Below are 22,759 nucleotides of genomic sequence, written 5' to 3'. Positions count from 1 at the left end.
GGCAGAAAAAAGCCGGGTTCTCGTTACCGATGAACCCGGCTTTTGTTACGCGATATTTGTAGGGGTAACAAATGCGGAACCTTTGTCGCTCGCCTTTGTCACTTGCCTTTCTGTCAGGACCCGGTCGCGGCTCCGCTCTTGCGCCGTGGAATGCCCAGGCGCTGGCGACGCTCCCACAGGCACTTGCGGCTGATGCCCAGCTTGCGCGCCAGTTCGGTCTCGGTCATGTGATCCTGGTGCTCGAGCACGAAGTGCTGGAAATAGTCTTCCAGCGATAGATCTTCGGTTGGCTCGTGGTTGTTGTTGCTGGAGCCGGATGCGCTGCCGGAGGCGCTGTAGTCCTCGTCGTCCAGATCATCCAGTTCGATGTCGATGCCCAGCAGCTCAGCGGAGATTTCCGTGCCTTCACAGAGAATCACCGAGCGCTCGATGGCGTTTTCCAGCTCGCGCACGTTACCTGGCCAGGGATAGTGGCGGATCGCCTGCTCGGCGTCGTGGGCGAAGCGCAGCTCCTCACGCCCCATTCGGGTGCATTGGCGGGCGAGGAAGGCGTGGGCGATTTCGTTGACGTCGGCACCACGTTCGCGCAGCGGCGGCAGCTTGAGGGCGATGACGTGCAGGCGGTAATAGAGGTCTTCGCGGAACTGGCCGGTCTTGGCCAGTGTTTTCAGGTCGCGGTGGGTGGCGGCGATCAGGCGCACATCGACCTTCTGCGACTGTACCGAGCCGACCCGGCGGATCTCGCCTTCCTGCAGCACGCGCAGCAAGCGGGCCTGTGCTTCCAGCGGCAGTTCGCCGATTTCGTCGAGAAACAGGGTGCCGCCATCCGCTGCTTCCACCAGGCCGGCACGGCCGGCGCTGGCGCCGGTGAACGCGCCTTTTTCATGGCCGAACAGTTCCGACTCGATCAGGGTTTCCGGAATGGCCGCGCAGTTCACCGAGATCAGCGGCGCCTTGGCGCGCTTGGACAGGTTGTGCAGGGCACGGGCGACCAGCTCCTTGCCGGTACCGGACTCGCCCTGGATCAAGACATTGGAGTCGGTCGGGGAAACCTTGCGGATCTTGCTGTACAGGTCCTGCATGGCGGCGCAGGAGCCGATGATGCCGATCTCGCCCTCGGCGGCGCTGCCATTGGCTTTGCCGGCGGCTTTGCTCGGCGCTTCGCTGGGCGGGTTGCGACGCGCTTCCTGGAAATCACGCAGGATGCGCGCCACGGCCTGGAGCATCTCGTCGTGGTCGAAGGGTTTGGCGATGTAGTCGACCGCACCCATCTTCATCGAGTCCACTGCCGAGCGCAGGCTGGCGTAGCTGGTCATGATCAGCACCGGGATGCCCTGGGCCAGCTTGATCAGCTCGGTACCGGGCGCGCCAGGCAGGCGCAGGTCGCTCACCACCAGGTCGAAGCTGGGAATGCTGAAGCGCTCCTGAGCCTCCTGCACGGAACCGGCCTCGCTGACCTGATACTGGTTGCGCTCGAGCAAACGGCGCAGGGCGGAGCGGATGATGGTTTCGTCTTCGACGATGAGGATATGCGGCATTGACTCTCTCTCGACGGTCTCAGATTCCGGGCCTGTTGAAGCGGCGCGGATTCATAGGTCACTACTCAGGTCGCTTCGGACGTCGCTTCGACATAGCGCGGCAGGGTCACGCGGAAACGGGTTCCGTGATGGCCTTGTGGGTCGGCCGGGCTGTCGATGGTTATCTGCCCATAATGCTCTTCCACGATCGAATAGACCAGCGCGAGTCCCAAACCGGTGCCTTTGCCGGGGTCCTTGGTGGTGAAGAACGGCTCGAACAGACGATCCATGATGGCTTGGGGGATGCCCGGGCCTTCATCCTCGACGATCAGTTCCACGCTCTGTTGCGAAGCCTCGCTGCGCACACGGATGGCGCCACCGGGCGGTGAGGCGTCGCGGGCATTGGACAGCAGGTTGATCAGTACCTGGGCCAGGCGCTGTGGGTCGCCCTTGGCCAGGTGTTCCGGGTCGCACAGGTTGAAGAACTGCACCTCGTTGGCGTTGCGGTTGAGCGACAGCAGGCCAATGGCATCCTGTGCGGCCTCGGCCAGGCTCACCGGGTATTCGGCCTGCTCCTGCTGACCGGCGTGGGCAAAGTTCATCAGTGACTGGACGATGCGCGAGATGCGTTTGGTCTGCTGCAGGATCTGTCCGCTCAGCTCGACCATCTCTTCGTCTTCCTCGCGATCCTCGCGCAGGTTCTGCGCCAGGCAGGCGATGCCGGTGACCGGGTTGCCGATCTCGTGGGCGACCCCGGCGGCCAGGCGGCCGATGCTGGCCAGGCGCTCGGCATGCACCAGCTGGTCTTCCAGCACGCGGGTCTCGGTCACATCCTCGATCAGCAGTACCAGGCCGCTGTTGCCCGGCGCCAGGGGCTCGTCGATGGCGGCCTTGTGCAGGTTGAGCCAGCGCACTTCGCCGTCCACGGCCAGGTGCTGCTTGTGCTGGTGCTCCTCGCCTTGCTCGATGAAGCCCTGCAGCAGGCCGCGCCAGGGCTCGTCCAGGCTGGCCAGGCGCGAACCCACCACGTGCTGCGCGGCCACGCCGGTGAGTTCTTCCAGGGCGCGGTTCCACATCAGCACCTCCTGATCCTTGGCCAGCGAGCACACGCCCATGGGCAGGTCTTGCAGGGTCTGGCGATGGAAGCGGCGCAAGGCGTCGAGCTCGGCGGCCAGGCCGGTGAGGCGCGACTGGTAGTCTTCCAGGCGGCTCTCGATGAAGTGGATGTCCTCGCTGACATAGGCCTCGCTGCCGGCCTTGTAGGGCAGGAAGGTCTCGACCATGTCCTGGGCCACGCTCGGGCCCATCAGGCCCGACAGATTGGCCTCGATACGGTCGCGCAGGCGGCGCAGGGCGTAGGGCCGATGCTCGTCGAACGGCAGGTGCAGGTCACGCAGGGCGCGCTCCACTTCCTTCTGCGCGGTCACCGCGCCGAGCGGCTTGGCCAGCTCGCTGGCGAATTCCTGGGGCGAGCCGGCCACCAGTTCACGGCGCTGCGGGCGGCGGATGTTGTCGACGGTGCAGGCCTCGGCGGCGCTCTTCTCCTCGTCACTGATCTCGCTGAACAGTGAGACCAGGGTGAACACCAGGACGTTGGCCGCCAGCGAGCCGACGGCCGCGTAGTGCCAGCTGTTCTCGTCCAGCACGTAGATGATGTCGAACCAGGGCAGGTGCATGCCTTCCAGGTTGCTGACCAGTGGAATCAGCATGCTCAGCGTCCACACGACGATGCCGGTCAGCAGGCCGGCGATGAAGCCACGGCGATTGGCGGCCGGCCAGTACAGCACCGACAGGGCACCGGGGAGGAATTGCAGGGTGGCGACGAAGGCGACGATGCCGAGGTTGGCCAGGTCCTGTTCGGCACCGAGCAGCAGGTAGAAGCCATAGGCGGCGGCGATGATGGCGAGGATCAGGCCGCGGCGTGTCCATTTCAGCCAGCGATAGATATTGCCCTCGGCTGGCGGCTGATAGAGCGGCAGCACCAGGTGGTTGAGGGCCATGCCGGAGAGCGCCAGGGTGCTGACGATGATCAGGCCGCTGGAAGCCGACAGGCCGCCGACATAGGCGAGCAAGGCCAGGCGGCTGTCGCCCACAGCCAGGCCCAGGCCCAGGGTGAAGTATTCGGGGTTGGTGGTGGTGCCGAGCTTGAGGCTGGCCCAGAGGATCAGCGGCACCGCCAGGCTGAACAGCAGCAGGAGCAGAGGCAGGCCCCAGCTGGCGCTGACGATGGCACGCGGGTTGAGGTTCTCGGTGAAGGTCATGTGGTACATGTGCGGCATGACAATGGCCGAGGCGAAAAACACCAACAGCAAGGTGCGCCAGGGGCCTTCCTGGAGGGGCGTGTGCAGGTTGCTGAGTGCGTGCTGGTTCTGTTGCAGCCATTGCTCCAGCTCGGTGGGGCCGCCGAATACACCGTACAGGGCGTACAGCCCGATACCACCGAGGGCGACCAGCTTGACCACCGATTCGAAGGCGATGGCGAACACCAGACCCTCGTGTTTCTCGCGGGTGGCGATGTGGCGGGCGCCGAAGAGGATGGTGAACAGAGTGATCAGCGCGCAGAAGCCGAGGGCGAAGCGGTCCTGCAACGGTTCGCGGGTGAGGATGCCGATGGAGTCGGCCACCGCCTGGATCTGCAACGCCAGCAGTGGCAGCAGGCCGACCAGCATGAACAGTGTGGTGAGCACACCGGCCCAGGTGCTGCGAAAGCGAAAGGCGAACAGGTCGGCCAGCGACGACAGCTGATAGGTACGGGTGATGCGTAGGATCGGGTAGAGCAGCACCGGAGCGAGCAGGAAGGCGCCCGTCACGCCCAGATAACTGGCGAGGAAGCCGAAGCCGTACTGGTAGGCCAGGCCCACCGTGCCGTAGAAGGCCCAGGCGCTGGCGTAAACGCCCAGCGACAGGGTGTAGGTCAGTGGGTGGCGGATGATCCAGCGCGGGATCAGGCCCTTCTCGCTGACCCAGGCCACGCCGAACAGCACCAGCAGGTAGGCGCAGCTGATCAGGATCAGCTGGCTGAGATCAAAGCTCATCGGCATCGCGGTGACTCTGCAGGATCAAGGTAACCACGATGAGGATCAGCCACAGCAGGTAGGGCCGATACCAGGCGCCACTCGGGTCGATCCACCAGTCCATGATGGCGGGGGAGAACAGGTAGATGCCGACCACCAGGATCAGCACCAGTCGATAGATGTACATATTGAGCGACAAGCCTCAGGCAGCAAGCTGTCAGTTATAAGCGTTGAGCCCTGGCTTGGCGAGTCTTGACCGCATCAGCGCAGTTGCGCCTCGGCCAGGGTGCGGCTGCGCGGTATACGCGTGGCGTCCCAGTGGGTTATCCCCCAGGCCAGCACCTCCTGTGGGCGGCTCTGGCTCAGGTCGGCAGGCGGCTGCTGGCCGAGGGCGCGCAAGGCGCGGTTGAGCAGCGGTGCGGCCTGGTCGGCCGGTAGCGGCGGCGAGCGGTAACTCTTGCCCAGCTTGTGGCCATCCGGCTGGATGATCAGTGGGACATGCAGGTAACGCGGCTGCGGCAGGCCGAGCAGTTCCTGCAGGTACAGCTGGCGTGGGGTCGAGTCGAGCAGGTCGGCGCCGCGCACGATATCGGTGACACCTTGCCAGGCATCGTCCAGCACCACGGCCAGTTGGTAGGCGAACAGGCCATCGCGGCGGCGGATGACGAAGTCGCCGACTTCGCGGCCCAAGTGCTGACGAAACTCGCCCTGCACCCGGTCGACGAATCGGTATTCCAGCTCCGGTACGCGCAGGCGGATGGCGGCGTCATGGTCGGGGTGGCAGAGGTTGCGACAGGTACCAGGGTAGATGCCGCCGCTACCTTCCAGTTGCTTGCGCGAACAGGTGCAGGCGTAGGCCAGGCCCTGGCCGAGCAGGCGCTGGATCAGCGCGGCGTATTCGCTGTGGCGTTCGCTCTGGCGTATCAGCTGGCCGTCCCACTCGAAACCGTAGGTTTCCAGGCTGCGCAGGATGGCGTCCTGGGCGCCGGGGACTTCCCGTGGCGGGTCGAGGTCTTCCATGCGCAGCAGCCACTGGCCGCCAACACTGCGGGCATCCAGGTAGGAGGCGAGGGCGGCTACCAGTGAGCCGAAATGCAGATAACCGCTGGGGGTGGGGGCAAAGCGCCCGATGTAGGAAGAGCCGTTCATGAGGCGCGAGGCTATCGACTGCTGATCGCGATTGCCAGCCCCCAAAATGCAAACGGGGCGCCTGAGCGCCCCGTTTCGTTACAGCTGTTCCGATCAGGAACCGAGCTGCTTTTCCTTGATTTCCGCCAGGGTCTTGCAGTCGATGCACAGGGTGGCGGTCGGGCGGGCTTCCAGGCGGCGGATGCCGATTTCAACGCCGCAGGAGTCGCACCAGCCGTATTCGTTGTCTTCGATCAGTTGCAGCGTTTCGTCGATCTTCTTGATCAGCTTGCGCTCGCGGTCGCGGGCACGCAGTTCCAGGCTGAACTCTTCTTCCTGGCTGGCACGGTCGGCCGGATCCGGGAAGTTGGCGGCTTCGTCCTGCATGTGGTGCACGGTGCGATCCACTTCCTGCATCAGCTCCAGCTTCCACTTGTTGAGGATGCCGGTGAAGTGAGCTCGCATCGGATCGCTCATGTACTCCTCGCCCTTTTTCTCTTTATAGGGTTCGAAGCCACGAATCAGCTGACTGCCGTTCTGTTTTGCTTTGGTGGGCATGGATGACCGCCTCTCACTCTTCTGATCCATTGCGCAGGATCTGTTCCTTTGCCAGCAAATGCGCCGGCCCTGCGGCTGCAAGCGGGCGAACTTACCAGATCGATTCCGACGACGCTACTCCCGGTTGTCATGCCTGATGGGCAGTTAGGTAGAATCCTCCCATTTCGCAGATTAAGGAAGGCCCATGGCCCAGCCCTACAGCGGGCGCAGTCGCGCCATCGAACCTTTCCACGTCATGGCCCTGCTGGCCAGGGCCAACGAACTGCAGGCGGCCGGTCACGATGTGATCCACCTGGAGATCGGCGAGCCGGACTTCACCACCGCCGCGCCCATCGTCCAGGCCGGGCAGGCGGCGCTGGCGGCCGGGCATACCCGTTACACCGCGGCGCGGGGCATTCCGCCGTTGCGCCAGGCCATCGCCGACTTCTACGCCAGCCGCTACGCGGTGACTGTCGACCCCGAGCGCATCCTGATCACCCCGGGTGGCTCCGGCGCCCTGCTGCTGGCATCGAGCCTGCTGGTCGACCCCGGCAAGCACTGGCTGCTGGCCGATCCAGGCTACCCCTGCAACCGCCACTTCCTGCGCCTGGTCGAGGGCGCCGCCCAGCTGGTGCCGGTCGGCCCGGAAAGCCGTTACCAGCTGACGCCACAGCTGGTCGAGCGTCACTGGGATGGCGACAGCGTCGGCGCCCTGGTCGCCTCGCCGGCCAACCCTACCGGCACCCTGTTGCACCGCGATGAACTGGCGGCGCTGTCGGCCAGCCTCAGGCAACGCGGTGGTCATCTGGTGGTGGACGAGATCTACCATGGCCTGACCTACGGTTGCGATGCCGCCAGCGTGCTGGAGGTGGATGACGAGGCCTTCGTGCTCAACAGTTTTTCCAAGTATTTCGGCATGACCGGCTGGCGCCTGGGCTGGCTGGTGGCGCCGGAAAACGCGGTGCCGGAGCTGGAAAAGCTGGCGCAGAATCTCTACATCAGTGCGCCGAGCATGGCCCAGTATGCCGCGCTGGCCTGTTTCGAACCGGCAACCCTGGCCATCCTCGAAGAGCGTCGTCACGCGTTCCAGCGCCGCCGCGACTACCTGTTGCCGGCACTGCGCGAGCTGGGCTTCGGCATCGCCGTGGAGCCGGAGGGCGCCTTCTATCTATATGCCGATATCTCGGCTTTCGGCGGCGATGCCTTTGCCTTCTGCCGGCACTTCATCGAAACCGAGCACGTGGCCTTCACCCCGGGGCTGGACTTCGGTCGCCATCTGGCCGGTCACCATGTGCGCTTCGCCTACACGCAGAACCTGGAGCGGCTGGGGCAGGCTGTCGAGCGCATCGCCCGAGGTCTCAAGACCTGGAGGCCCGATGCGCTTTGACCCGCCGCTGGAAGAAGGGCGCCTGGTCAAGCGCTACAAGCGTTTCTTCGCCGATATCGAGACGGCGAGCGGGCCACTGACCATTCACTGTCCCAATACCGGCTCGATGCTCAACTGCCTGAACCCGGGTGGGCGGGTCTGGTTCAGCCGCAGTGACGATCCCAAGCGCAAGCTCAAGGGCACCTGGGAACTGGGCGAGACTCCGCATGGGCGCCTGGCCTGTCTGAATACCGGTCGCGCCAATGGCCTGGTGGAAGAGGCCCTGCGCGCCGGGGTGATCGGCGAGCTGGCCGGTTTCACCGAGCTCAAGCGCGAGGTGCGTTATGGCGAGGAGAACAGCCGGGCGGATTTTCGCCTCGATTACCCAGGCGAGTCTGTCTTTGTCGAAGTGAAGAGCGTGACCCTGGGCTTTGCCGGCTCGCCGGTAGCGGCCTTCCCCGATGCGGTGACCACGCGTGGCGCCAAGCACTTGCGCGAGCTGGCGGCGCTGGCACGGCAGGGCATGCGCGCGGTGCTGGTGTATTGCGTCAACCTCAACGGTATCGAAGCGGTACGCGCCGCCGAGGAGATCGACCCGGCCTACGCGGCCGCCCTGCGCGAAGCGAAGGCGGCGGGGGTCGAGGTACTGGCCTATGGCGTCGATATCACGCCCGAGGAAGTGCGTCTGCTGAGGCGTCTGGACGTGCTGGAGTAGGCACGGCTTTGCTGGTCGCGCGGCGATCCAGCCTAGGGCTCGATCCAGATACCGCCGCTGTCTTCCCGGCAGTGCACGGACTGCAAGGATTGTCCGGCGCAGGGGCCGGTCACGCACTCGCCGCTCTCGATCAGGAACAGCGCGCCATGGTGGCTGCACTGCAGCAGGCTGCCGCTGGCGTCGAGGAAGTCGTCGGCGCGCCACTCCAGGTTCAGGTCCCGGTGCGGGCAGCGATTACGGTACACGTAGACCTGGCCCGCGCGGCGAACCGCGAGCACCTGTAAATCATCGAGGGAGAAGCCCCGGCTCTGGCCTTCGGCCAGCGCATCCGGGGCGCAAAGAAGGATCATCGCTACCTCCAGCAACAGGCGGCGGATTATCCCTCAAGGTGAGCGGGGGCGCATCCTTGCGCCAGGGTCTTGCTCAGTACTGCCAGGAGGCGGAAACGCGGAAGTTGCGTCCGACTTCGCTGTAGTAGTCGTCCGGTTGCGCCAGGGTGCCGGTGGGCACGTTGAGCGCGTTCCAGTATTGCTTGTCGAAGGCGTTGAACAGGCCGGCCTGCAGCTTGACGCCCTTCAGCTCGGCGGGTTGCCACCAGCCGGTGAGGTCCACCACGCCGTAGCCGGGGGCCTTGAAGTCGCCGTCGGTTTCCACCTTGTCGCGGGCGGTGGCGGCGCGCAGCATCAGGTCGGCACCGTACTGGTCATGCTCGTAGCTGAGGCCGAGCAGGCTGCTGATCGGTGCGACCGAGCTCAGACGCTGGTTGGTCTGACGATCCTCGCCGTTGGCCCAGGCCACCGAGCCCCAGACCTGCCAGTGCGGGGCTAACTCCCAGTGCGCGGCCAGCTCGGCACCGTAGATCTGCACCTTGGCGCGGTTCTCGGTGCGGGTCACGCCGTAGGGGTAGTCGGCTGTGTCCAGGCCGATGGCGGCGAGGTCGGCGGCGCTCACCGCCACGTCGTCGTCGATGAAGTTTTTGTAGTGGTTGTCGAACAGGCTGATCGAGCCGCCCAGTTTCTCGTCGCCCAGTTGCGCACCGATCTCGTAGCCATTGCTTTCTTCCGGCTTGAGGTCGGCATTGCCCAGGCGCAGGTAGCTGCCTTCGGCGCCGTAGTTCATGTACAGCTGGGTGGCGTCCGGCGCCTTGAAGCCCTGCGCCCACTGGGCATACAGCATGACCTGCTCAGCCGCCTGCCAGGTCAGCAGCAGACTGCCGGACAGCTTGTGGTCCGAGCTGGTTTCCAGGGTCTGGTCGTTGGCCGGGTTGATGTTGTGGGCGAAGTCGCTGGTGGCCTGTGGGTCCTGCTCGTAGTGGTCGTAGCGCAGGCCCGGGGTGAGCTTGACCAGACCATTTGCGAAGCTGATCTCGTTGCTGGCGTAGAGCGCCCACAGGGTGCCTTCGGCCTTGGGCATGTCGGCCTGGTTGGTATGCAGGAAGCTGCAGGCGCTCGGGCCCATCAGCTCGTTCAGCACGGCCGGGCAGTTGTCGTAGCCCTCGGAGAGCTGTTCGGTGTTGACCTGGTACAGCTCGCCGCCCAGGGTCAGGCTGTTCGGCAAGCCGGCGATGGTGAAGCTCTTGCCGATGTCGCCGGAAACGCCGTACAGCTCCTTCTCGATCTGGTTGTCGCGGCCGAAGGCGCCGCTCGGGTACTTGTAGGGGTTGCCGGCGGGGCCGAAGACGAAGTCCGGAATCGCCGCGCGCGAATCGCTGACGGTGCGGATGCCGTTCTGGTCGTCATGGCGGCGCAGCTTCTGCCAGTAGGCGATGGCGTTGGCGCTGTCGATCAGGTTGTCGTCGCTCTCGCTGCGGAAGGCGTAGTCGACCGACAGGCGCTGGCGCTTCACATGCTCGGTGGTGCTGTTTTCGCCCAGCAGGTAGGTGCTGCCCTGGCCGGTGCGGCTGTCGATGTCGTTCTCGCGCTCGAAGAGTTCGCCGGTGAAGCCGAGCTTGTGGCCGCCGTCGAAGCGCTGCTGCAGCTTGACCAGCAGGCTCTGCTGCTCGGTATCGGCCGGGTTGGCCTCGGTGCGGCTGGTGCCGTAGCTGTTGTCGCTACCGCCGCTCTCCAGTTCGTGGCCCTGGCGCTGGCCGGCTTGCAATAGCCAGGAAGTGTCCTGGTAACGGCCGGCGAGGGCGCCGTTCAGGCCCCAGCTGTGGTCGGCGCTGTCGTAATCGGTTTTCACCAGACTGCCGAAGTCCTTGCCTTCGCGCAGCAGATCTTCCGGGTTGAGGGTGCGCAGTTGCACCGCGCCGCCCAGCGCACCGGAGCCCACCACGCTGGAGTTGGCGCCGCGCACGATGTCCACCGCGGACAAGCCGTTGAAGTCGATCGAGTCGAGCCCGCCTTGTGCGCCGCCGGTCGGGCCCTGGCTGCGTGCGCCGTCGGTCAGCCACGGCACGCGGATGCCGTCGATGGTCGTGAGCACGCGGTCGCGGTCCAGGCCACGGATGTTGATGCTCTCACTGCTGCGGCTGTAGTTCACCCCGGGCTCGGCGCGGCGGCCGAGGTCGTCGAAGCTGCGGATCTGCCGTTGTTCGAGGGTTGCGGCGCTGGTTTCGCTGGTGGTGGGCAGTGTGGGTTCGCTGTGCTGGCTCACCACCCGGGTGGCGGCGAGTTCGGTGGCGACGCTGCTGGTCTCGGCGTCCTGGGCCAGCGCCAGCGATGGGCTGAGCAACACGAGCGCCATCCATGGGCGCAGGGCGAAGGGTGGTGTGGTCATGGCATTACTCCCGCGATACGGCTCTGGGGGCCGGTTGAATTGGCGGGGCGCACGTTACTTGAATCAAGTTCTCAAATGCAAATAATTCTTGAAAGCATTGGAAATTCATTTTCTTTTGGGTAGGCTGCGCCGACTCGCTTCATGTGAGGCGCCTTGCTCCCCGCGTCGGGGTGGGGGGTGTTTCAGCCGTCATCTAGCCAACTCGAGGTCATTCATGAATATCGCCACCCACGCGACCGTTTCTCCCCTGTATCAGCGCTGGCAACAGCTGCGCACCGAGCAAGCCGGCCTGCGCGCCCGCGACGCTGCCGCCCGTCTGGGCGTCAGCGAGGCCGAACTGACCGCCAGCCGCCTCGGCGTGGATGCCGTACGCCTGCGCACCGACTGGGCCGAGCTGCTGCCGGCCCTCGGCGAGCTGGGTTACATCATGGCGCTGACCCGTAACGAGCATTGCGTGCACGAGCGCAAGGGCTACTACCGCGAGGTCTCGGTCAGCGCCAACGGCGCCATGGGCCTGGTGGTTTCTCCCGACATCGACCTGCGCCTGTTCATGAGCCAATGGGCCAGCGTGTTCGCCGTGGCCGAGACCACCGAGCGTGGCGTGCAGCGCAGCATCCAGATCTTCGATCGCCAGGGCACCGCCGTGCACAAGGTTTACCTGACCGACAAGAGCGAGGAGGCGGCCTGGGCGCCGCTGGTCGAACGCTTCCGCGCCGAAGAGCAAAGCGCCGAGCTGGACCTGCAGCCGCTGGCCGAGCGCAAGGCGCCGCGCGCCGACGCCGAGGTGGATGCCGTCGCCTTGCGCGCCGACTGGGCCGAGCTGAAGGACACCCACCACTTCTTCGCCCTGCTCAAGCGCCACGCCGTTGCGCGTACTCAGGCCCTGCGTCTGGCCGGTCGCGAGTGGGCCGAGCCGCTGGCCACCGCCGAGCTGCCCAGGCTGCTGGAAGAAGCCGGTAGCCGTCAGGTGCCGATCATGGTCTTTGTCGGCAACCCGCACTGCATCCAGATCCACTCCGGCACCGTGAGCAACCTGCGCTGGGTGGGCGACTGGTTCAACGTGCTCGACCCCGAGTTCAACCTGCACCTGAAGACCCCGGGCGTGGTCGAGCTGTGGCGTGTGCGCAAGCCGAGCAGCGACGGCATCATCACCAGCTACGAGGCCTTCGATGCCGAGGGTGAGCTGGTCGTACAGCTGTTCGGTGCGCGCAAGCCGGGTGTGCCGGAGCTGGTCGAGTGGCGTGAGCTGGCCGAATCCTTCGCTGCCCTGGAGGCCTGAGATGCGCCTGTCCAAGTTTCTCCTGCTGTGTGGCAGCCTGCTGTTCAGCCACGGCGCGGCGGCGGCCGAGCTGCCGCAGCGCTGGGTCAGCTCCGGCGGCTCGCTGAGCGAATGGGTGGTGCGCCTCGGAGGCGAGGGCAAGCTGGTTGGCGTCGACACCACCAGCCTGCACCCGCAGACCCTGCGCGCGTTGCCGAGTGTCGGCTACCAGCGCGCGCTGTCCGCCGAGGGCGTGCTGGCGCTGCGCCCGGATATCCTCATCGGCAGCGAGGAAATGGGCCCGCCGCCGGTGATTGCACAGCTCAAGGCCGCTGGTATCGTGGTCGAGACCCTCTCGGCCAAGCCGGATCTGGATACCCTGGAACATAACGTGCTGCGTTTGGGCGAACTGCTGGGCACTGCGGAAAAGGCGCGCGAGCAGATGGCCGCCTACCGCGCTGCGCTGCAGCAGCAGGCCGATTGGGTGGCCGAAGCGCGCACCCAGCAAAAGGCACCGAGGGTGCTGATGCTGCTTGGCCATGCCGGCAGCAGCGTGATGGCAGCGGGCAAGGACAGCCTGGCGGTGTGGCTGATTGAACGGGCCGGTGGCGAGAGCCGTATCGAGCACAGCGGCTATAAGCCGATCTCCAATGAGGCGCTGCTGGCCATGGACCCGCAAGTGGTGATCTTCGCCGACCGTAGCCTGCAGGGCGAGGAGGCGCGCCAGGCGCTGCTACAGCATAACCCGGTGCTGCGGCAGACCAGCGCCGCGCGTGAGGGCCGCCTGTTGAGCCTCGACCCGACCCTGCTGGTCGGCGGTCTTGGCCCGCGTCTACCTGAAGGGCTGGCCGATCTGTCGGCAGCCTTTTATCCTTCCGAGCACGCACTGACGGCCAAACGCGACCGATGACTCCTGTTTTCCGCCCCCGCCCATTGTTGTTGGCAATGGGCGCTCTCCTGCTGCTCGCCTTCTGGCTGTCGCTGGCCCTCGGGCCGGTTAGCCTGCCGCTGGGCGACACCCTGCTGGCGGCGCTGCGTCTGACGGGCCTGCCCATCGATGGCGAGGGCCTGCAGCAGGCCGAGCTGATTCTCGGCCAGATCCGCCTGCCGCGCAGCCTGCTGGGGCTGTGCGTGGGCATCGTACTGGCGCTGTCCGGTGTCGCCATGCAGGGCCTGTTCCGCAACCCGCTGGCCGACCCCGGCCTGGTCGGTGTCGCCGGCGGTGCGGCGCTCGGTGCGGCCATCGCCATCGTCGGCGGCAGTCTGGTCGGTGGCCTGCCGCCGGCCATTGCACCTTATTTGTTGTCGTTTTGCGCCTTCGGCGGCGGCCTGATCGTGACTGCGGTGGTCTATCGCTTCGGCCGGCGCGACGGGCAGACCAACGTCGCCACCATGCTCTTGGCCGGGGTGGCGCTGACCGCCATGTCCGGCGCCGGTGTCGGCCTGTTCACCTACCTGGCCGACGACGCCACCCTGCGCAGCCTGACCTTCTGGAACCTCGGCAGCCTCAATGGCGCCAGCTATCCGCGGCTGTGGCCGCTGCTGCTGATCACCCTCGGCATCGCCCTCTGGCTGCCGCGGCGGGCTTCGGCGCTCAATGCGCTGCTGCTCGGTGAGTCCGAGGCGCGTCACCTGGGCTTCAATGTCGAGCGGATCAAGCTGGAGCTGGTGCTGTGCACGGCGCTGGGTGTTGGCGCGGCGGTCGCGGCGGCCGGTCTGATCGGCTTCATCGGTCTGGTGGTGCCGCACCTCATGCGCCTGCTGGTCGGCCCGGACCATCGCGTGCTGCTGCCGGCGTCCCTGTTGGCTGGGGCCAGCCTGTTGCTGCTGGCCGACCTGGCGGCGCGCCTGGTGCTGGCGCCGGCGGAGCTGCCGATCGGCATCGTCACGGCGCTGATCGGCGCGCCGTTCTTCCTTTATCTGTTGGTTCGGGGGCGTGCCTGATGCTGCGTGCAGATAACCTCAGCGTCCGTCGCGGACCCTGCACCGTGCTGTCAGGTATCGACCTGGCCTTGCAGCCTGGTGAAGTGCTCGGCGTACTCGGCCCCAACGGTGCCGGCAAGAGCACCCTGCTCGGCGCCCTGTGCGGCGAGCTGGCGCCCAGCGAGGGCCGTGTGACGCTCGACGAGCGGGGGCTCGACGCCTGGCCCGGTCAGGAGCGCGCGCGACGCCTGGCCGTGCTGCCGCAGAGTTCGACCCTGAGTTTTGCCTTCCCGGTGCAGGAGGTGGTTGCCATGGGCCGCCTGCCTCATGACAGCGGCCGCGTGCGCGATGCCGAGATCGTCGAGGCCGCGCTACAGGCGGCCGACGCCGAACACCTGCGCGGGCGCAGCTATCTGGCGCTGTCCGGTGGCGAGCGCCAGCGCGTGCACCTGGCGCGGGTGCTGGCGCAGCTGTGGCCGGGTGGGGCGGGGCAGGTGCTGCTGCTCGACGAGCCGACCTCGGCGCTCGATCCGCTGCACCAGCACACCACGCTGCAGGCCGTGCGCGACTTCGCTGGCCAGGGCGCGGCGGTGCTGGTGATCCTGCATGATCTCAACCTGGCGGCGCGTTACTGCGACCGCATCCTGTTGCTGCAGAACGGCCGGCCACATGCCCTCGGCAGCCCCGATGAGGTGTTGCAGGCCGAACCGCTGCGCCAGGTGTTTGGCCTCGATGTGCTGATCCAGCGTCATCCGGAGCGTGGCCACCCGCTGATCATTGCGCGCTGAGGTAGCCCGGATGCAATCCGGGATGGGCTGCCCCGGATTGCATCCGGGCTACGGCCAAATGAACCCTCCTTTCCCGCTTGTGGGAGAGGGGGAGAGGGCTGGGCCTCCCCCTGGCGCTCTCAACTAGGCGTTTCCCCGTAAACTCGAGAGGGGACTTTTCCACAAGGAAACCGCATGCGCATTTTTCTGCTCTGCTGCATCTCTCTACTGGCCGCCTGCCAGTCCCGCGGCGTACTGCCGCCTCCGGCGCCCATCGCCCCCGAGGGGCGCGCCCACGCCGAGCTGGGCCAGATCATCGACCTGGCCAGCGGTGCACGCATCACCCCTGAACAACTGATCAAGCGCCTGGCCAAGGCTCCGCGCGTGCTGGTCGGCGAACAGCATGACAATCCCGACCACCATGCGCTGCAGCTATGGCTGTCGCGCGAGCTGGCGGCGCAGCGTCCGCAGGGCAGCGTGCTGCTGGAGATGCTCAACCCCGACCAGCAGGCCAGGGTTGAACAGGCGCAGGCCGAGACTCGTGCCGGGCAGCCGCCGACCGACGCTTTTGCTGCGCTGGCCTGGCAGCCGGGCTGGGACTGGGGCTTATATGGTGCGCTGGTGAACTACCAGTTGCGCCAGCCCTATCCGCTGCTGTCGGCCAACCTGGACCGCGCCGAGATCATGCAGATCTACCAGGCGCGTCCGACCCTGCAAGGCTCGGCTTCCACCGCATCGGCGGTGCAGGAAAAACTGCAGGACGACATTCGCGAGTCCCACTGCGGCCTGCTGCCGGACAGCCAGATTCCCGCCATGCTCGCCATGCAGCAGCAGCGCGACCGGCGCATGGCTGAGCGCCTGCTCGCCGCGCCGCAGCCGGCCATGCTGTTGGCCGGTGCCTTCCATGTGCGCAAGGACCTGGGTGTGCCGCTGCACCTGGCCGACCTCGGTGCCGGCGAAGGCAACCTGGTGCTGATCCTCGCCGAAGTCGGCAAGCAGCCGGCCGCCGGCAGCGCCGATTACGTCTGGTACACCGCCGCCAATGCGCCGGAGGATCACTGCGCCAAGCTGCGCAAGAAGTAACCGTCGCAGAAAACAAAAAGCCCCGCATTGCGGGGCTTTTTTACGGGCTGAAGAATCGATCTCGCGAGCTAGAGCCAGGCTAGGCGGAGAAGGGCCGAGGGCGCGGAGTTTACCGAGTGTAAATGAGCAGCCTGAGGCCCTTCTCCAACAACGCCAGGCCGACGCGCAGCAGATCGAAACCCAAGTTACAGGCGCAGGCCGCCGTCGAGTTCGAGGATCCGACCGGTGTAGTAGTCGTTCTCCATGATGTAGGCCACCGAGTGGGCGATCTCGGCCGGCTTGCCCATGCGGCGCAGCGGAATGCCGGCGGTCATCTTCTCCAGGGCTTCCGGCTTCATGCTGCCGGTCATCTCGGTCTCGATGAAGCCCGGCGCCACGCCCGCTACGCGGATGCCGTAGCGCGCCAGCTCCTTGGCCCAGACCACGGTGTCGGCAGCGACACCGGCCTTGGCTGCGGAGTAGTTGGCCTGGCCGATGTTGCCGGCGCGGGAGATGGAGGAGATGTTGATGATGGCGCCCTGGTTCTTCAGCTCGATCATCTTGGCGGCGACTTCGCGGGTGCAGAGGAACACGCCGGTCAGGTTAACGTCGATCACCGACTGCCACTGGGCCAGGCTCATCTTGCTCAGCTCGCCGTCCTTGACCTTGATGGTCAGGCCGTCACGCAGGATGCCGGCGTTATTGACCAGGCCGTTGATGGCGCCGAAGTCCTCGGCCACCTGGGCAACCATGTGGGTCACCTGCTCTTCATTGGCGACGTTGCACAGGTAAGCGCGGGCGTCACCGCCAGCGGCCTTGCAGGCGGCTACGGCTTCATCGAGTTTTTCCTGGTTGAGGTCGACCAGCGCCAGCTTGGCGCCCTTGGCGGCCAGGTATTCGCCCATGGCACGGCCCAGGCCCTGGCAGCCACCGGTGATGATGATGACTTTGTCTTTGAGTTCCATAACACTACCCCTCAAGGTCTTACAGGTGGCCTCGCCCGCGCTTCAGCTGGCTGTGCAGGGCGCCGATCCGTTTCATTTTCGACGGATTCTCAGCGAGGAGTCATAAATTGAGCGAAACAGCCGCAAAGCATGCCCGAGAATTGCTGCTCAAGGAATACCACGGGGTGCTTTCCACTCACTCCAAAGTGCTACAGGGCTTCCCTTTTGGATCAGTGGTGCCCTATTGCCTGGATGAACGGGGCTGGCCGCTGATCCTCATCAGCCGTATAGCTCAGCACACCCATAACCTGCAGAAGGACAACAAATGCTCGTTGCTGGTGGGCGAGCGGGGTGCCGAGGATGTTCAGGCCGCTGGGCGCTTGACCATTCTGGCCGAGGCAGAGCAGTTAGAGGAGCGAGGCGCCGTCGAGGCTGCTGCGGCGCGTTACTACCGCTACTTCCCTGAGGCGCGTGACTACCACCGCACCCATGACTTCGACTTTTGGCACTTGAAACCGGTACGCAGCCGTTATATCGGCGGTTTCGGCGCCATTCACTGGCTGGCGGAGGTCACCCTGGCCAATCCGCATGCCGGCGAGGCCGAGCGCAGCATGGTCGAGCACATGAATGACGAACACGCCAGTGCCATCGCCCACTATGTCGCGTTGGCCGGGTTGCCCCGGCACGAGCCGGCGCAGTTGGTCGGCATCGACAGTGAGGGCTTCCACCTGCGCATCGGCAAAGCGCTGTATTGGCTGGCCTTTCCAACATCCTGTAACAACCCGGGGGCGGTGCGTCAGGCCCTGGTACAGCTGGCTCGCAGCGATGCCTGGCCGACCGTTGGGCAGGCTTCAGCTTGAATTAAGCGCCGCCCCCCATACTTCATCGTTACCGGAAGCCGTTCTTCCGCCAAGGACCCTGCAATGCGCGCTTTTCTGTTTCTCTTTTTGCTGTTCCCCATCCTCGAACTGGCCGTGCTGATTCAGGTCGGCAGCGCCATCGGCGTTCTGCCCACCCTGCTGCTGGTCATCGGCTCGGCCGTGCTGGGTAGCGTGCTGCTGCGCGTGGCCGGTGTGGCCACTGCCTGGCGTGCCCGCGAGAAGCTGGCCCGCGGCGAGATGCCTGAGCAGGAGATGTTCGAGGGCCTGCTGATTGCCGTGGGTGGCGGCTTGCTGCTGCTGCCGGGCTTTATCAGCGACATCTTCGGCCTGCTTTGTCTGTTTCCGTTCACCCGTCGCCTGATGATTGGCAAGCTGCAACGCCGTGCCCAGGAACAGGCGCTGCGTCAGCGTGCTTTCTTCGATGATCCCCAGGCCCGTAGCGGCCAGACCCATCCCCATGTGATCGAAGGCGAGTATCAGCGTCGCGATTGAGTGCGCGGCGCGTAAAAAATTTCGCCCGCGGCCTTGAAAAGCGCTTGAACGCCCTTATCTAGCGATCACCGCAAGGTTTCTGTCGCGTTGTGCGACAGAACAGACTTTCGCGTCTTGCCGTCGGCGAGGCGCGCCCGGCCTCAAGCCGGTTTTTGCCTAACCCGCCGGCGCAGTCGCCGGCCAGTGAAACCACTATCAGGAGTGATCGACAATGAAGCTTCGTCCTCTGCACGACCGCGTCGTAATCCGTCGTAGCGAAGAAGAGACCAAAACCGCCGGTGGCATCGTGCTGCCGGGTTCGGCTGCCGAGAAGCCGAATCAGGGTGTGATCGTCGCTGTCGGCGCTGGCAAGGTTCTGGAAAACGGCGAAGTCCGCGCCCTGGCCGTCAAGGTCGGTGACAAAGTGGTGTTCGGCCCGTACAGCGGCAGCAACACCGTCAAGGTCGACGGCGAAGACCTGCTGGTGATGGGCGAGAACGAAATCCTCGCTGTCATCGAAGCCTGATTCTCGCGAATCCCCGTCTAATTCAAGAATTGAGGAACAAGCAAAATGGCTGCTAAAGAAGTCAAATTCGGCGATTCCGCTCGTAAGAAAATGCTGGTTGGCGTCAACGTCCTGGCCGACGCCGTCAAAGCCACCCTCGGCCCGAAAGGCCGTAACGTGGTGCTGGATCGCAGCTTCGGTGCTCCGCTGATCACTAAGGACGGCGTATCCGTTGCCAAGGAAATCGAGCTGAAAGACAAGTTCGAAAACATGGGCGCTCAGCTGGTCAAGGACGTTGCTTCCAAGGCCAACGACGCTGCCGGTGACGGCACCACCACTGCGACCGTTCTGGCCCAGGCCATCGTCAACGAAGGTCTGAAATCGGTTGCCGCTGGCATGAACCCGATGGACCTGAAGCGCGGCATCGACAAGGCCACCGCGGCCATCGTTGCCCAGATCAAGGAACTGTCCAAGCCGTGCGCTGACACCAAGGCCATCGCCCAGGTCGGCACCATCTCCGCCAACTCCGACGACTCCATCGGCAACATCATTGCCGAAGCCATGGAAAAGGTCGGCAAGGAAGGCGTGATCACCGTTGAAGAAGGCTCTGGCCTGGAAAACGAACTGTCCGTCGTAGAAGGCATGCAGTTCGACCGCGGCTACCTGTCGCCGTACTTCATCAACAAGCCGGACACCATGGTCGCCGAGCTGGAAAGCCCGCTGCTGCTGCTGGTCGACAAGAAGATCAGCAACATCCGTGAGCTGCTGCCGGTGCTGGAAGCCGTTGCCAAGGCCGGTCGTCCGCTGCTGATCGTTGCCGAGGACGTGGAAGGCGAAGCCCTGGCCACCCTGGTCGTGAACAACATGCGTGGCATCGTCAAAGTCGCTGCCGTCAAGGCTCCTGGCTTCGGCGACCGTCGCAAGGCCATGCTGCAGGACATCGCCATCCTGACCGGTGGTACCGTGATTTCCGAGGAAGTCGGCCTGTCCCTGGAAGGCGCCACTCTGGAGCACCTGGGTAACGCCAAGCGCGTTCAGCTGAGCAAGGAAAACACCACCATCATCGACGGTGCTGGCGCTCAGGCTGACATCGAAGCCCGCGTTGCGCAGATCCGCAAGCAGGTTGAAGAAACCTCTTCCGACTACGACAAAGAGAAGCTGCAAGAGCGTCTGGCCAAGCTGGCTGGCGGTGTTGCCGTGATCAAGGTTGGCGCTGCCACCGAAGTCGAGATGAAAGAGAAGAAGGCCCGCGTTGAAGACGCCCTGCACGCGACCCGTGCTGCCGTGGAAGAAGGTGTGGTACCTGGCGGTGGCGTGGCTCTGGTTCGTGCTCTGCAGGCCATCGAAGGCCTGAAAGGCGACAACGAAGACCAGAACGTCGGTATCGCCCTGCTGCGTCGCGCGGTTGAAGCGCCGCTGCGTCAGATCGTTTCCAACGCCGGCGGCGAGCCGAGCGTCGTGGTCGACAAGGTCAAGGCGGGTGCCGGCAACTTCGGCTTCAACGCTGCCACCGACACCTACGGTGACATGATCGAGATGGGCATCCTGGACCCGGCCAAGGTCACTCGTTCCGCCCTGCAGGCTGCGGCCTCCATCGGCGGTCTGATGATCACCACCGAAGCCATGGTCGCCGACATTCCGGAAGACAAGGCTGCTCCGGCCATGCCGGACATGGGTGGCATGGGCGGCATGGGCGGCATGATGTAAGCCGACCTGCTCCCTGAGCTGTCAGAAAAAGCCCCGCCTCGTGCGGGGCTTTTTCATGGGCGTGATTCGAGGTGCTGGCGAATGTGAAAAATCTGTCATTACTCGCCAATGCGCGGTGACTGCGGGTTATCTTTGCCGGCATCAGGCAACGAGAACGACGACCATGCGCCTCCTCCTGGTCGAGGATAACCGCGACATTCTGGCCAACATGGCCGACTACCTGCAGATCAAGGGCTATACGGTGGACTGCGCCCAGGATGGCCTATCCGGCCTGCACCTGGCCACGACTCAACACTATGACCTGCTGGTGCTGGACATCATGCTGCCGGGTATCGATGGCTACACCCTGTGCAAGCGCCTGCGTGAGGAGGCGCGCAGCAATACCCCGGTGATCATGCTCACCGCCCGCGACCAGCTGGATGATCGGCTGCAGGGCTTCAAGTCGGGGGCTGACGACTATTTGGTCAAGCCCTTCGCGCTGTCCGAGCTGGCCGCACGCATTGAGGCCGTATTGCGCCGTAGTCTGGGCGCTGGCAAGCGTCTGCTGCAGGTGGGCGACCTGAGCTATGACCTCGACACCCTGGAGATTGTCCGCGCGGGCAAGGCGCTCAAGCTCAATCCCGTGGGGCTCAAGCTGCTCGCGCTGTTGATGCAGAAAAGCCCTCACGTGGTGCGCCGTGATGTGCTGGAAGAGGCGCTATGGGGCGACGATTGCCCCGACAGCGACAGCCTGCGCAGCCATGTGCATCAGTTGCGCCAGGTGATCGACAAGCCTTTCCCCAGTGCTTTGCTGCAGACCGTGCACGGTGTCGGCTACCGTCTGGTCGAGGGTGGCGATGGAGTTTAAGCAAAGCCTGTCGCGGCGCATTGTCATCGCTTTCGTGCTGATGACGGCGCTGGTGGGCGGTACGTTCGCCATCGGCATCGTCGAAACCGTGCATCTGGTCGAAGAACGGCTGATTTCCTCCGAGCTGGGCGGCGACCTCGATCGTCTGCTGAAGATGGAGAGTATCGATGAATGGCGGCATCGTCCGGAACCTTCACAGCTGTTCCACTTTTCCGGGGGGCGTGGCGACTTCGCGTTGAGCGAGGATCTGCAAAACCTGCCGCCTGGTTTCAGCGAGTTGTTTCGCGACAACCATTCCTATTATGCCTATGTGCATCTGGTCGACGGCCGGCGCTATGTGCTGATGGAGGATCAGAGCGAGTTCGAGGAACGCGAGCAGCTGCTGTTTGCCGTAGTGCTGGTGGGCTTCCTGCTCAGCCTGGGGTTGTCCGGCCTGCTTGGCTGGTTGCTGGCGCGCAAGGTGATCGAGCCCGTGGTGCGGTTGTCGGGCCAAGTCGGCCATCCGGATCAACTGCTCGAGCGGGCTCCGCAGTTGGCGCCGGATTATGCCGAGGACGAAGTAGGGCGTCTGGCCGCTTCCTTCGATATCACGCTGGGACTGCTGCGCCGCGCGCTGATGCGTGAGCGGCTGTTCACCAGCGATGTCAGTCATGAACTGCGTACGCCGTTGATGGTCGTCGCCAGCTCCTGTGAGCTGTTGCTGGAAAGCCCGGAACTGAGCGCGCGTAGCCGCACTCAGGTGCAACGCATTGCTCGTGCATGTGAAGAGATGCGCGAACTGGTGCAAACCTTTCTCCTGCTGGCGCGTTCGACTGCTGATGGCGTCGCTGCGGAGTCGCAAGCGGGTTTGCGCGAGATTGCCGATGGGTTGGTCGAGCAATGGCGTCCGCTGATCGAAAGCAAGGGCCTGGTGTTTGACTACCAGCCGGCAGACGGCGGCCAGCAAACCTATAACGGTCCGCTGCTGCGCTCGGTATTGGGCAACCTGCTACGCAACGCCTGGCATTACACCGAGCAGGGACGGATCGAGCTACGCCTGGGGGGCAGTGGCTTTGTGGTCGAGGACACGGGTGTGGGGATTCCCGCCGCGGAGCGCGAGGCGATGTTTCAGCCTTTCGTGCGTGGCGGCGCGGCGCGGGGGGAGGGGCTTGGCCTCGGTCTGTCCCTGGTGCAGCGCATCTGTGAAAGCCAGGGCTGGAGTGTGGAACTGGCAGATGCTGTGCCGCGTGGCTGTCGTTTTGAAGTCAATTTGGCCAAATGAAAGGCTGATGATGATTGGCGGTATGCAACTTGCTGGTAGCTTTTGGTTAATACCCTGCACCGCTCACGCCCTTGAGCCAGAGGCGTTGTGGATGGGAGCGCGGGTTACCGTGTTACCCAGGGTGACCGGGAGCAGAAG

General features: G+C 64.9%; 21 protein-coding genes. 13 read left to right on the top strand and 8 right to left on the bottom strand.

From position 1 onward, the window contains the following. Positions 1-113: 113 nt before the first annotated feature. The 5 genes from ACF8C6_RS08020 to dksA all read right to left on the bottom strand — a co-directional run bounded on the left by ACF8C6_RS08020 (position 114) and on the right by dksA (position 6,217). Positions 114-1,538, bottom strand: coding sequence for a sigma-54-dependent transcriptional regulator (locus tag ACF8C6_RS08020; RefSeq protein WP_392498792.1), 1,425 nt, complete (start codon positions 1,536-1,538; stop codon positions 114-116). A gap of 65 nt (positions 1,539-1,603) precedes the next feature. Beyond that, on the bottom strand, positions 1,604-4,558 hold the full coding sequence (locus ACF8C6_RS08015; RefSeq protein ID WP_392498791.1) for a sensor histidine kinase: 2,955 nt from the start codon (positions 4,556-4,558) through the stop codon (positions 1,604-1,606). Continuing rightward, positions 4,542-4,718 (bottom strand): hypothetical protein, encoded by a 177-nt coding sequence (locus ACF8C6_RS08010; RefSeq protein WP_277688390.1) that lies wholly within the window; start codon positions 4,716-4,718, stop codon positions 4,542-4,544. The genes ACF8C6_RS08015 and ACF8C6_RS08010 overlap by 17 nt, the downstream gene beginning before the upstream one ends. Before the next feature lie 74 nt (positions 4,719-4,792). Beyond that, entirely contained in the window at positions 4,793-5,680 is an 888-nt protein-coding gene (gene gluQRS, locus ACF8C6_RS08005; protein WP_392498790.1) for a tRNA glutamyl-Q(34) synthetase GluQRS, read from the bottom strand. A 93-nt stretch (positions 5,681-5,773) separates the two neighbouring features. Continuing rightward, positions 5,774-6,217, bottom strand: coding sequence for an RNA polymerase-binding protein DksA (dksA, locus tag ACF8C6_RS08000; RefSeq protein ID WP_277688392.1), 444 nt, complete (start codon positions 6,215-6,217; stop codon positions 5,774-5,776). Positions 6,218-6,401: 184 nt separating this feature from the next. On the opposite strand from dksA, the gene ACF8C6_RS07995 reads away from it, so the two are divergent. Both ACF8C6_RS07995 and sfsA read left to right on the top strand, forming a co-directional pair. Then, positions 6,402-7,583 (top strand): pyridoxal phosphate-dependent aminotransferase, encoded by a 1,182-nt coding sequence (locus ACF8C6_RS07995; RefSeq protein WP_392498789.1) that lies wholly within the window; start codon positions 6,402-6,404, stop codon positions 7,581-7,583. After that, on the top strand, positions 7,573-8,277 hold the full coding sequence (gene sfsA, locus ACF8C6_RS07990) for a DNA/RNA nuclease SfsA (protein ID WP_392498788.1): 705 nt from the start codon (positions 7,573-7,575) through the stop codon (positions 8,275-8,277). Before ACF8C6_RS07995 ends, sfsA begins: the two co-directional genes overlap by 11 nt. A gap of 32 nt (positions 8,278-8,309) precedes the next feature. Here sfsA and ACF8C6_RS07985 read toward each other — a convergent pair whose 3' ends face one another. Both ACF8C6_RS07985 and ACF8C6_RS07980 read right to left on the bottom strand, forming a co-directional pair. After that, positions 8,310-8,627, bottom strand: a complete 318-nt coding sequence (locus ACF8C6_RS07985; protein WP_392498787.1) for a Rieske (2Fe-2S) protein — start codon at positions 8,625-8,627, stop codon at positions 8,310-8,312. Between the two features lie 73 nt (positions 8,628-8,700). Further along, positions 8,701-10,995 carry a TonB-dependent hemoglobin/transferrin/lactoferrin family receptor gene (locus ACF8C6_RS07980; RefSeq protein ID WP_392498786.1) on the bottom strand — a complete coding sequence of 765 codons (2,295 nt, stop codon included), beginning with the start codon at positions 10,993-10,995 and terminating at the stop codon, positions 8,701-8,703. A 214-nt stretch (positions 10,996-11,209) separates the two neighbouring features. Here ACF8C6_RS07980 and ACF8C6_RS07975 point away from each other — a divergent pair, with 214 nt between their 5' ends. From ACF8C6_RS07975 to ACF8C6_RS07955, 5 genes are all read left to right on the top strand, one after another. Beyond that, a complete protein-coding gene (locus tag ACF8C6_RS07975) occupies positions 11,210-12,274 on the top strand; it encodes a hemin-degrading factor (protein WP_392498785.1) in 1,065 nt (354 codons plus the stop codon). Between the two features lies 1 nt (position 12,275). After that, positions 12,276-13,163 carry a hemin ABC transporter substrate-binding protein gene (locus ACF8C6_RS07970; protein ID WP_392498784.1) on the top strand — a complete coding sequence of 296 codons (888 nt, stop codon included), beginning with the start codon at positions 12,276-12,278 and terminating at the stop codon, positions 13,161-13,163. A gap of 50 nt (positions 13,164-13,213) precedes the next feature. Next, positions 13,214-14,197, top strand: coding sequence for a FecCD family ABC transporter permease (locus ACF8C6_RS07965; protein WP_392498906.1), 984 nt, complete (start codon positions 13,214-13,216; stop codon positions 14,195-14,197). Further along, positions 14,197-14,964, top strand: coding sequence for a heme ABC transporter ATP-binding protein (locus ACF8C6_RS07960; protein WP_392498783.1), 768 nt, complete (start codon positions 14,197-14,199; stop codon positions 14,962-14,964). Before ACF8C6_RS07965 ends, ACF8C6_RS07960 begins: the two co-directional genes overlap by 1 nt. A 174-nt stretch (positions 14,965-15,138) precedes the next feature. Continuing rightward, positions 15,139-16,026: a ChaN family lipoprotein gene (locus tag ACF8C6_RS07955; protein ID WP_392498782.1), complete on the top strand. Its 888-nt coding sequence runs from the start codon at positions 15,139-15,141 to the stop codon at positions 16,024-16,026. A 185-nt stretch (positions 16,027-16,211) separates the two neighbouring features. On the opposite strand, the gene ACF8C6_RS07950 is transcribed toward ACF8C6_RS07955, so the two are convergent. Further along, complete coding sequence (locus ACF8C6_RS07950) at positions 16,212-16,970, bottom strand: SDR family oxidoreductase (RefSeq protein WP_068828194.1); 759 nt, start codon at positions 16,968-16,970, stop codon at positions 16,212-16,214. Between the two features lie 107 nt (positions 16,971-17,077). Between ACF8C6_RS07950 and ACF8C6_RS07945 the strand changes: the two genes are divergently transcribed. From ACF8C6_RS07945 to ACF8C6_RS07920, 6 genes are all read left to right on the top strand, one after another. Then, positions 17,078-17,809: a HugZ family protein gene (locus tag ACF8C6_RS07945; protein WP_392498781.1), complete on the top strand. Its 732-nt coding sequence runs from the start codon at positions 17,078-17,080 to the stop codon at positions 17,807-17,809. A 63-nt stretch (positions 17,810-17,872) separates the two neighbouring features. Next, positions 17,873-18,322, top strand: a complete 450-nt coding sequence (locus ACF8C6_RS07940) for an FxsA family protein (protein WP_392498780.1) — start codon at positions 17,873-17,875, stop codon at positions 18,320-18,322. Between the two features lie 211 nt (positions 18,323-18,533). Continuing rightward, positions 18,534-18,827 (top strand): co-chaperone GroES, encoded by a 294-nt coding sequence (locus ACF8C6_RS07935; protein ID WP_277688404.1) that lies wholly within the window; start codon positions 18,534-18,536, stop codon positions 18,825-18,827. Between the two features lie 45 nt (positions 18,828-18,872). Beyond that, entirely contained in the window at positions 18,873-20,513 is a 1,641-nt protein-coding gene (gene groL, locus ACF8C6_RS07930) for a chaperonin GroEL (protein WP_277688405.1), read from the top strand. A gap of 163 nt (positions 20,514-20,676) precedes the next feature. After that, positions 20,677-21,360: a response regulator transcription factor gene (locus ACF8C6_RS07925; protein ID WP_277688406.1), complete on the top strand. Its 684-nt coding sequence runs from the start codon at positions 20,677-20,679 to the stop codon at positions 21,358-21,360. Continuing rightward, positions 21,350-22,621: a sensor histidine kinase gene (locus ACF8C6_RS07920; protein ID WP_392498779.1), complete on the top strand. Its 1,272-nt coding sequence runs from the start codon at positions 21,350-21,352 to the stop codon at positions 22,619-22,621. Before ACF8C6_RS07925 ends, ACF8C6_RS07920 begins: the two co-directional genes overlap by 11 nt. The last annotated feature ends 138 nt before the right edge of the window (positions 22,622-22,759 follow it).

This window comes from Pseudomonas sp. zbq_18 (assembly GCF_043102245.1).
Classification (GTDB): domain Bacteria; phylum Pseudomonadota; class Gammaproteobacteria; order Pseudomonadales; family Pseudomonadaceae; genus Aquipseudomonas.
Note: the sequence above shows the minus strand (reverse complement) of the source record. Positions and strands in the feature narration are given on the sequence as shown.

Excerpts from the sequence above, each read along its gene's own strand:
- sfsA (WP_392498788.1), top strand. The coding sequence starts at position 7,573 with ATGCGCTTTGACCCGCCGCTGGAAGAAGGGCGCCTGGTCAAGCGCTAC.
- ACF8C6_RS07985 (WP_392498787.1), bottom strand. The coding sequence starts at position 8,627 with ATGATCCTTCTTTGCGCCCCGGATGCGCTGGCCGAAGGCCAGAGCCGG.
- ACF8C6_RS07955 (WP_392498782.1), top strand. The coding sequence starts at position 15,139 with ATGCGCATTTTTCTGCTCTGCTGCATCTCTCTACTGGCCGCCTGCCAG.
- ACF8C6_RS08015 (WP_392498791.1), bottom strand. The coding sequence starts at position 4,558 with ATGCCGATGAGCTTTGATCTCAGCCAGCTGATCCTGATCAGCTGCGCC.
- ACF8C6_RS07950 (WP_068828194.1), bottom strand. The coding sequence starts at position 16,970 with ATGGAACTCAAAGACAAAGTCATCATCATCACCGGTGGCTGCCAGGGC.
- ACF8C6_RS07925 (WP_277688406.1), top strand. The coding sequence starts at position 20,677 with ATGCGCCTCCTCCTGGTCGAGGATAACCGCGACATTCTGGCCAACATG.
- ACF8C6_RS07995 (WP_392498789.1), top strand. The coding sequence starts at position 6,402 with ATGGCCCAGCCCTACAGCGGGCGCAGTCGCGCCATCGAACCTTTCCAC.
- ACF8C6_RS07975 (WP_392498785.1), top strand. The coding sequence starts at position 11,210 with ATGAATATCGCCACCCACGCGACCGTTTCTCCCCTGTATCAGCGCTGG.
- gluQRS (WP_392498790.1), bottom strand. The coding sequence starts at position 5,680 with ATGAACGGCTCTTCCTACATCGGGCGCTTTGCCCCCACCCCCAGCGGT.
- ACF8C6_RS08020 (WP_392498792.1), bottom strand. The coding sequence starts at position 1,538 with ATGCCGCATATCCTCATCGTCGAAGACGAAACCATCATCCGCTCCGCC.
- dksA (WP_277688392.1), bottom strand. The coding sequence starts at position 6,217 with ATGCCCACCAAAGCAAAACAGAACGGCAGTCAGCTGATTCGTGGCTTC.
- ACF8C6_RS07980 (WP_392498786.1), bottom strand. The coding sequence starts at position 10,995 with ATGACCACACCACCCTTCGCCCTGCGCCCATGGATGGCGCTCGTGTTG.
- ACF8C6_RS07940 (WP_392498780.1), top strand. The coding sequence starts at position 17,873 with ATGCGCGCTTTTCTGTTTCTCTTTTTGCTGTTCCCCATCCTCGAACTG.
- ACF8C6_RS08010 (WP_277688390.1), bottom strand. The coding sequence starts at position 4,718 with ATGTACATCTATCGACTGGTGCTGATCCTGGTGGTCGGCATCTACCTG.
- ACF8C6_RS07960 (WP_392498783.1), top strand. The coding sequence starts at position 14,197 with ATGCTGCGTGCAGATAACCTCAGCGTCCGTCGCGGACCCTGCACCGTG.
- ACF8C6_RS07920 (WP_392498779.1), top strand. The coding sequence starts at position 21,350 with ATGGAGTTTAAGCAAAGCCTGTCGCGGCGCATTGTCATCGCTTTCGTG.
- ACF8C6_RS07935 (WP_277688404.1), top strand. The coding sequence starts at position 18,534 with ATGAAGCTTCGTCCTCTGCACGACCGCGTCGTAATCCGTCGTAGCGAA.
- groL (WP_277688405.1), top strand. The coding sequence starts at position 18,873 with ATGGCTGCTAAAGAAGTCAAATTCGGCGATTCCGCTCGTAAGAAAATG.
- ACF8C6_RS07970 (WP_392498784.1), top strand. The coding sequence starts at position 12,276 with ATGCGCCTGTCCAAGTTTCTCCTGCTGTGTGGCAGCCTGCTGTTCAGC.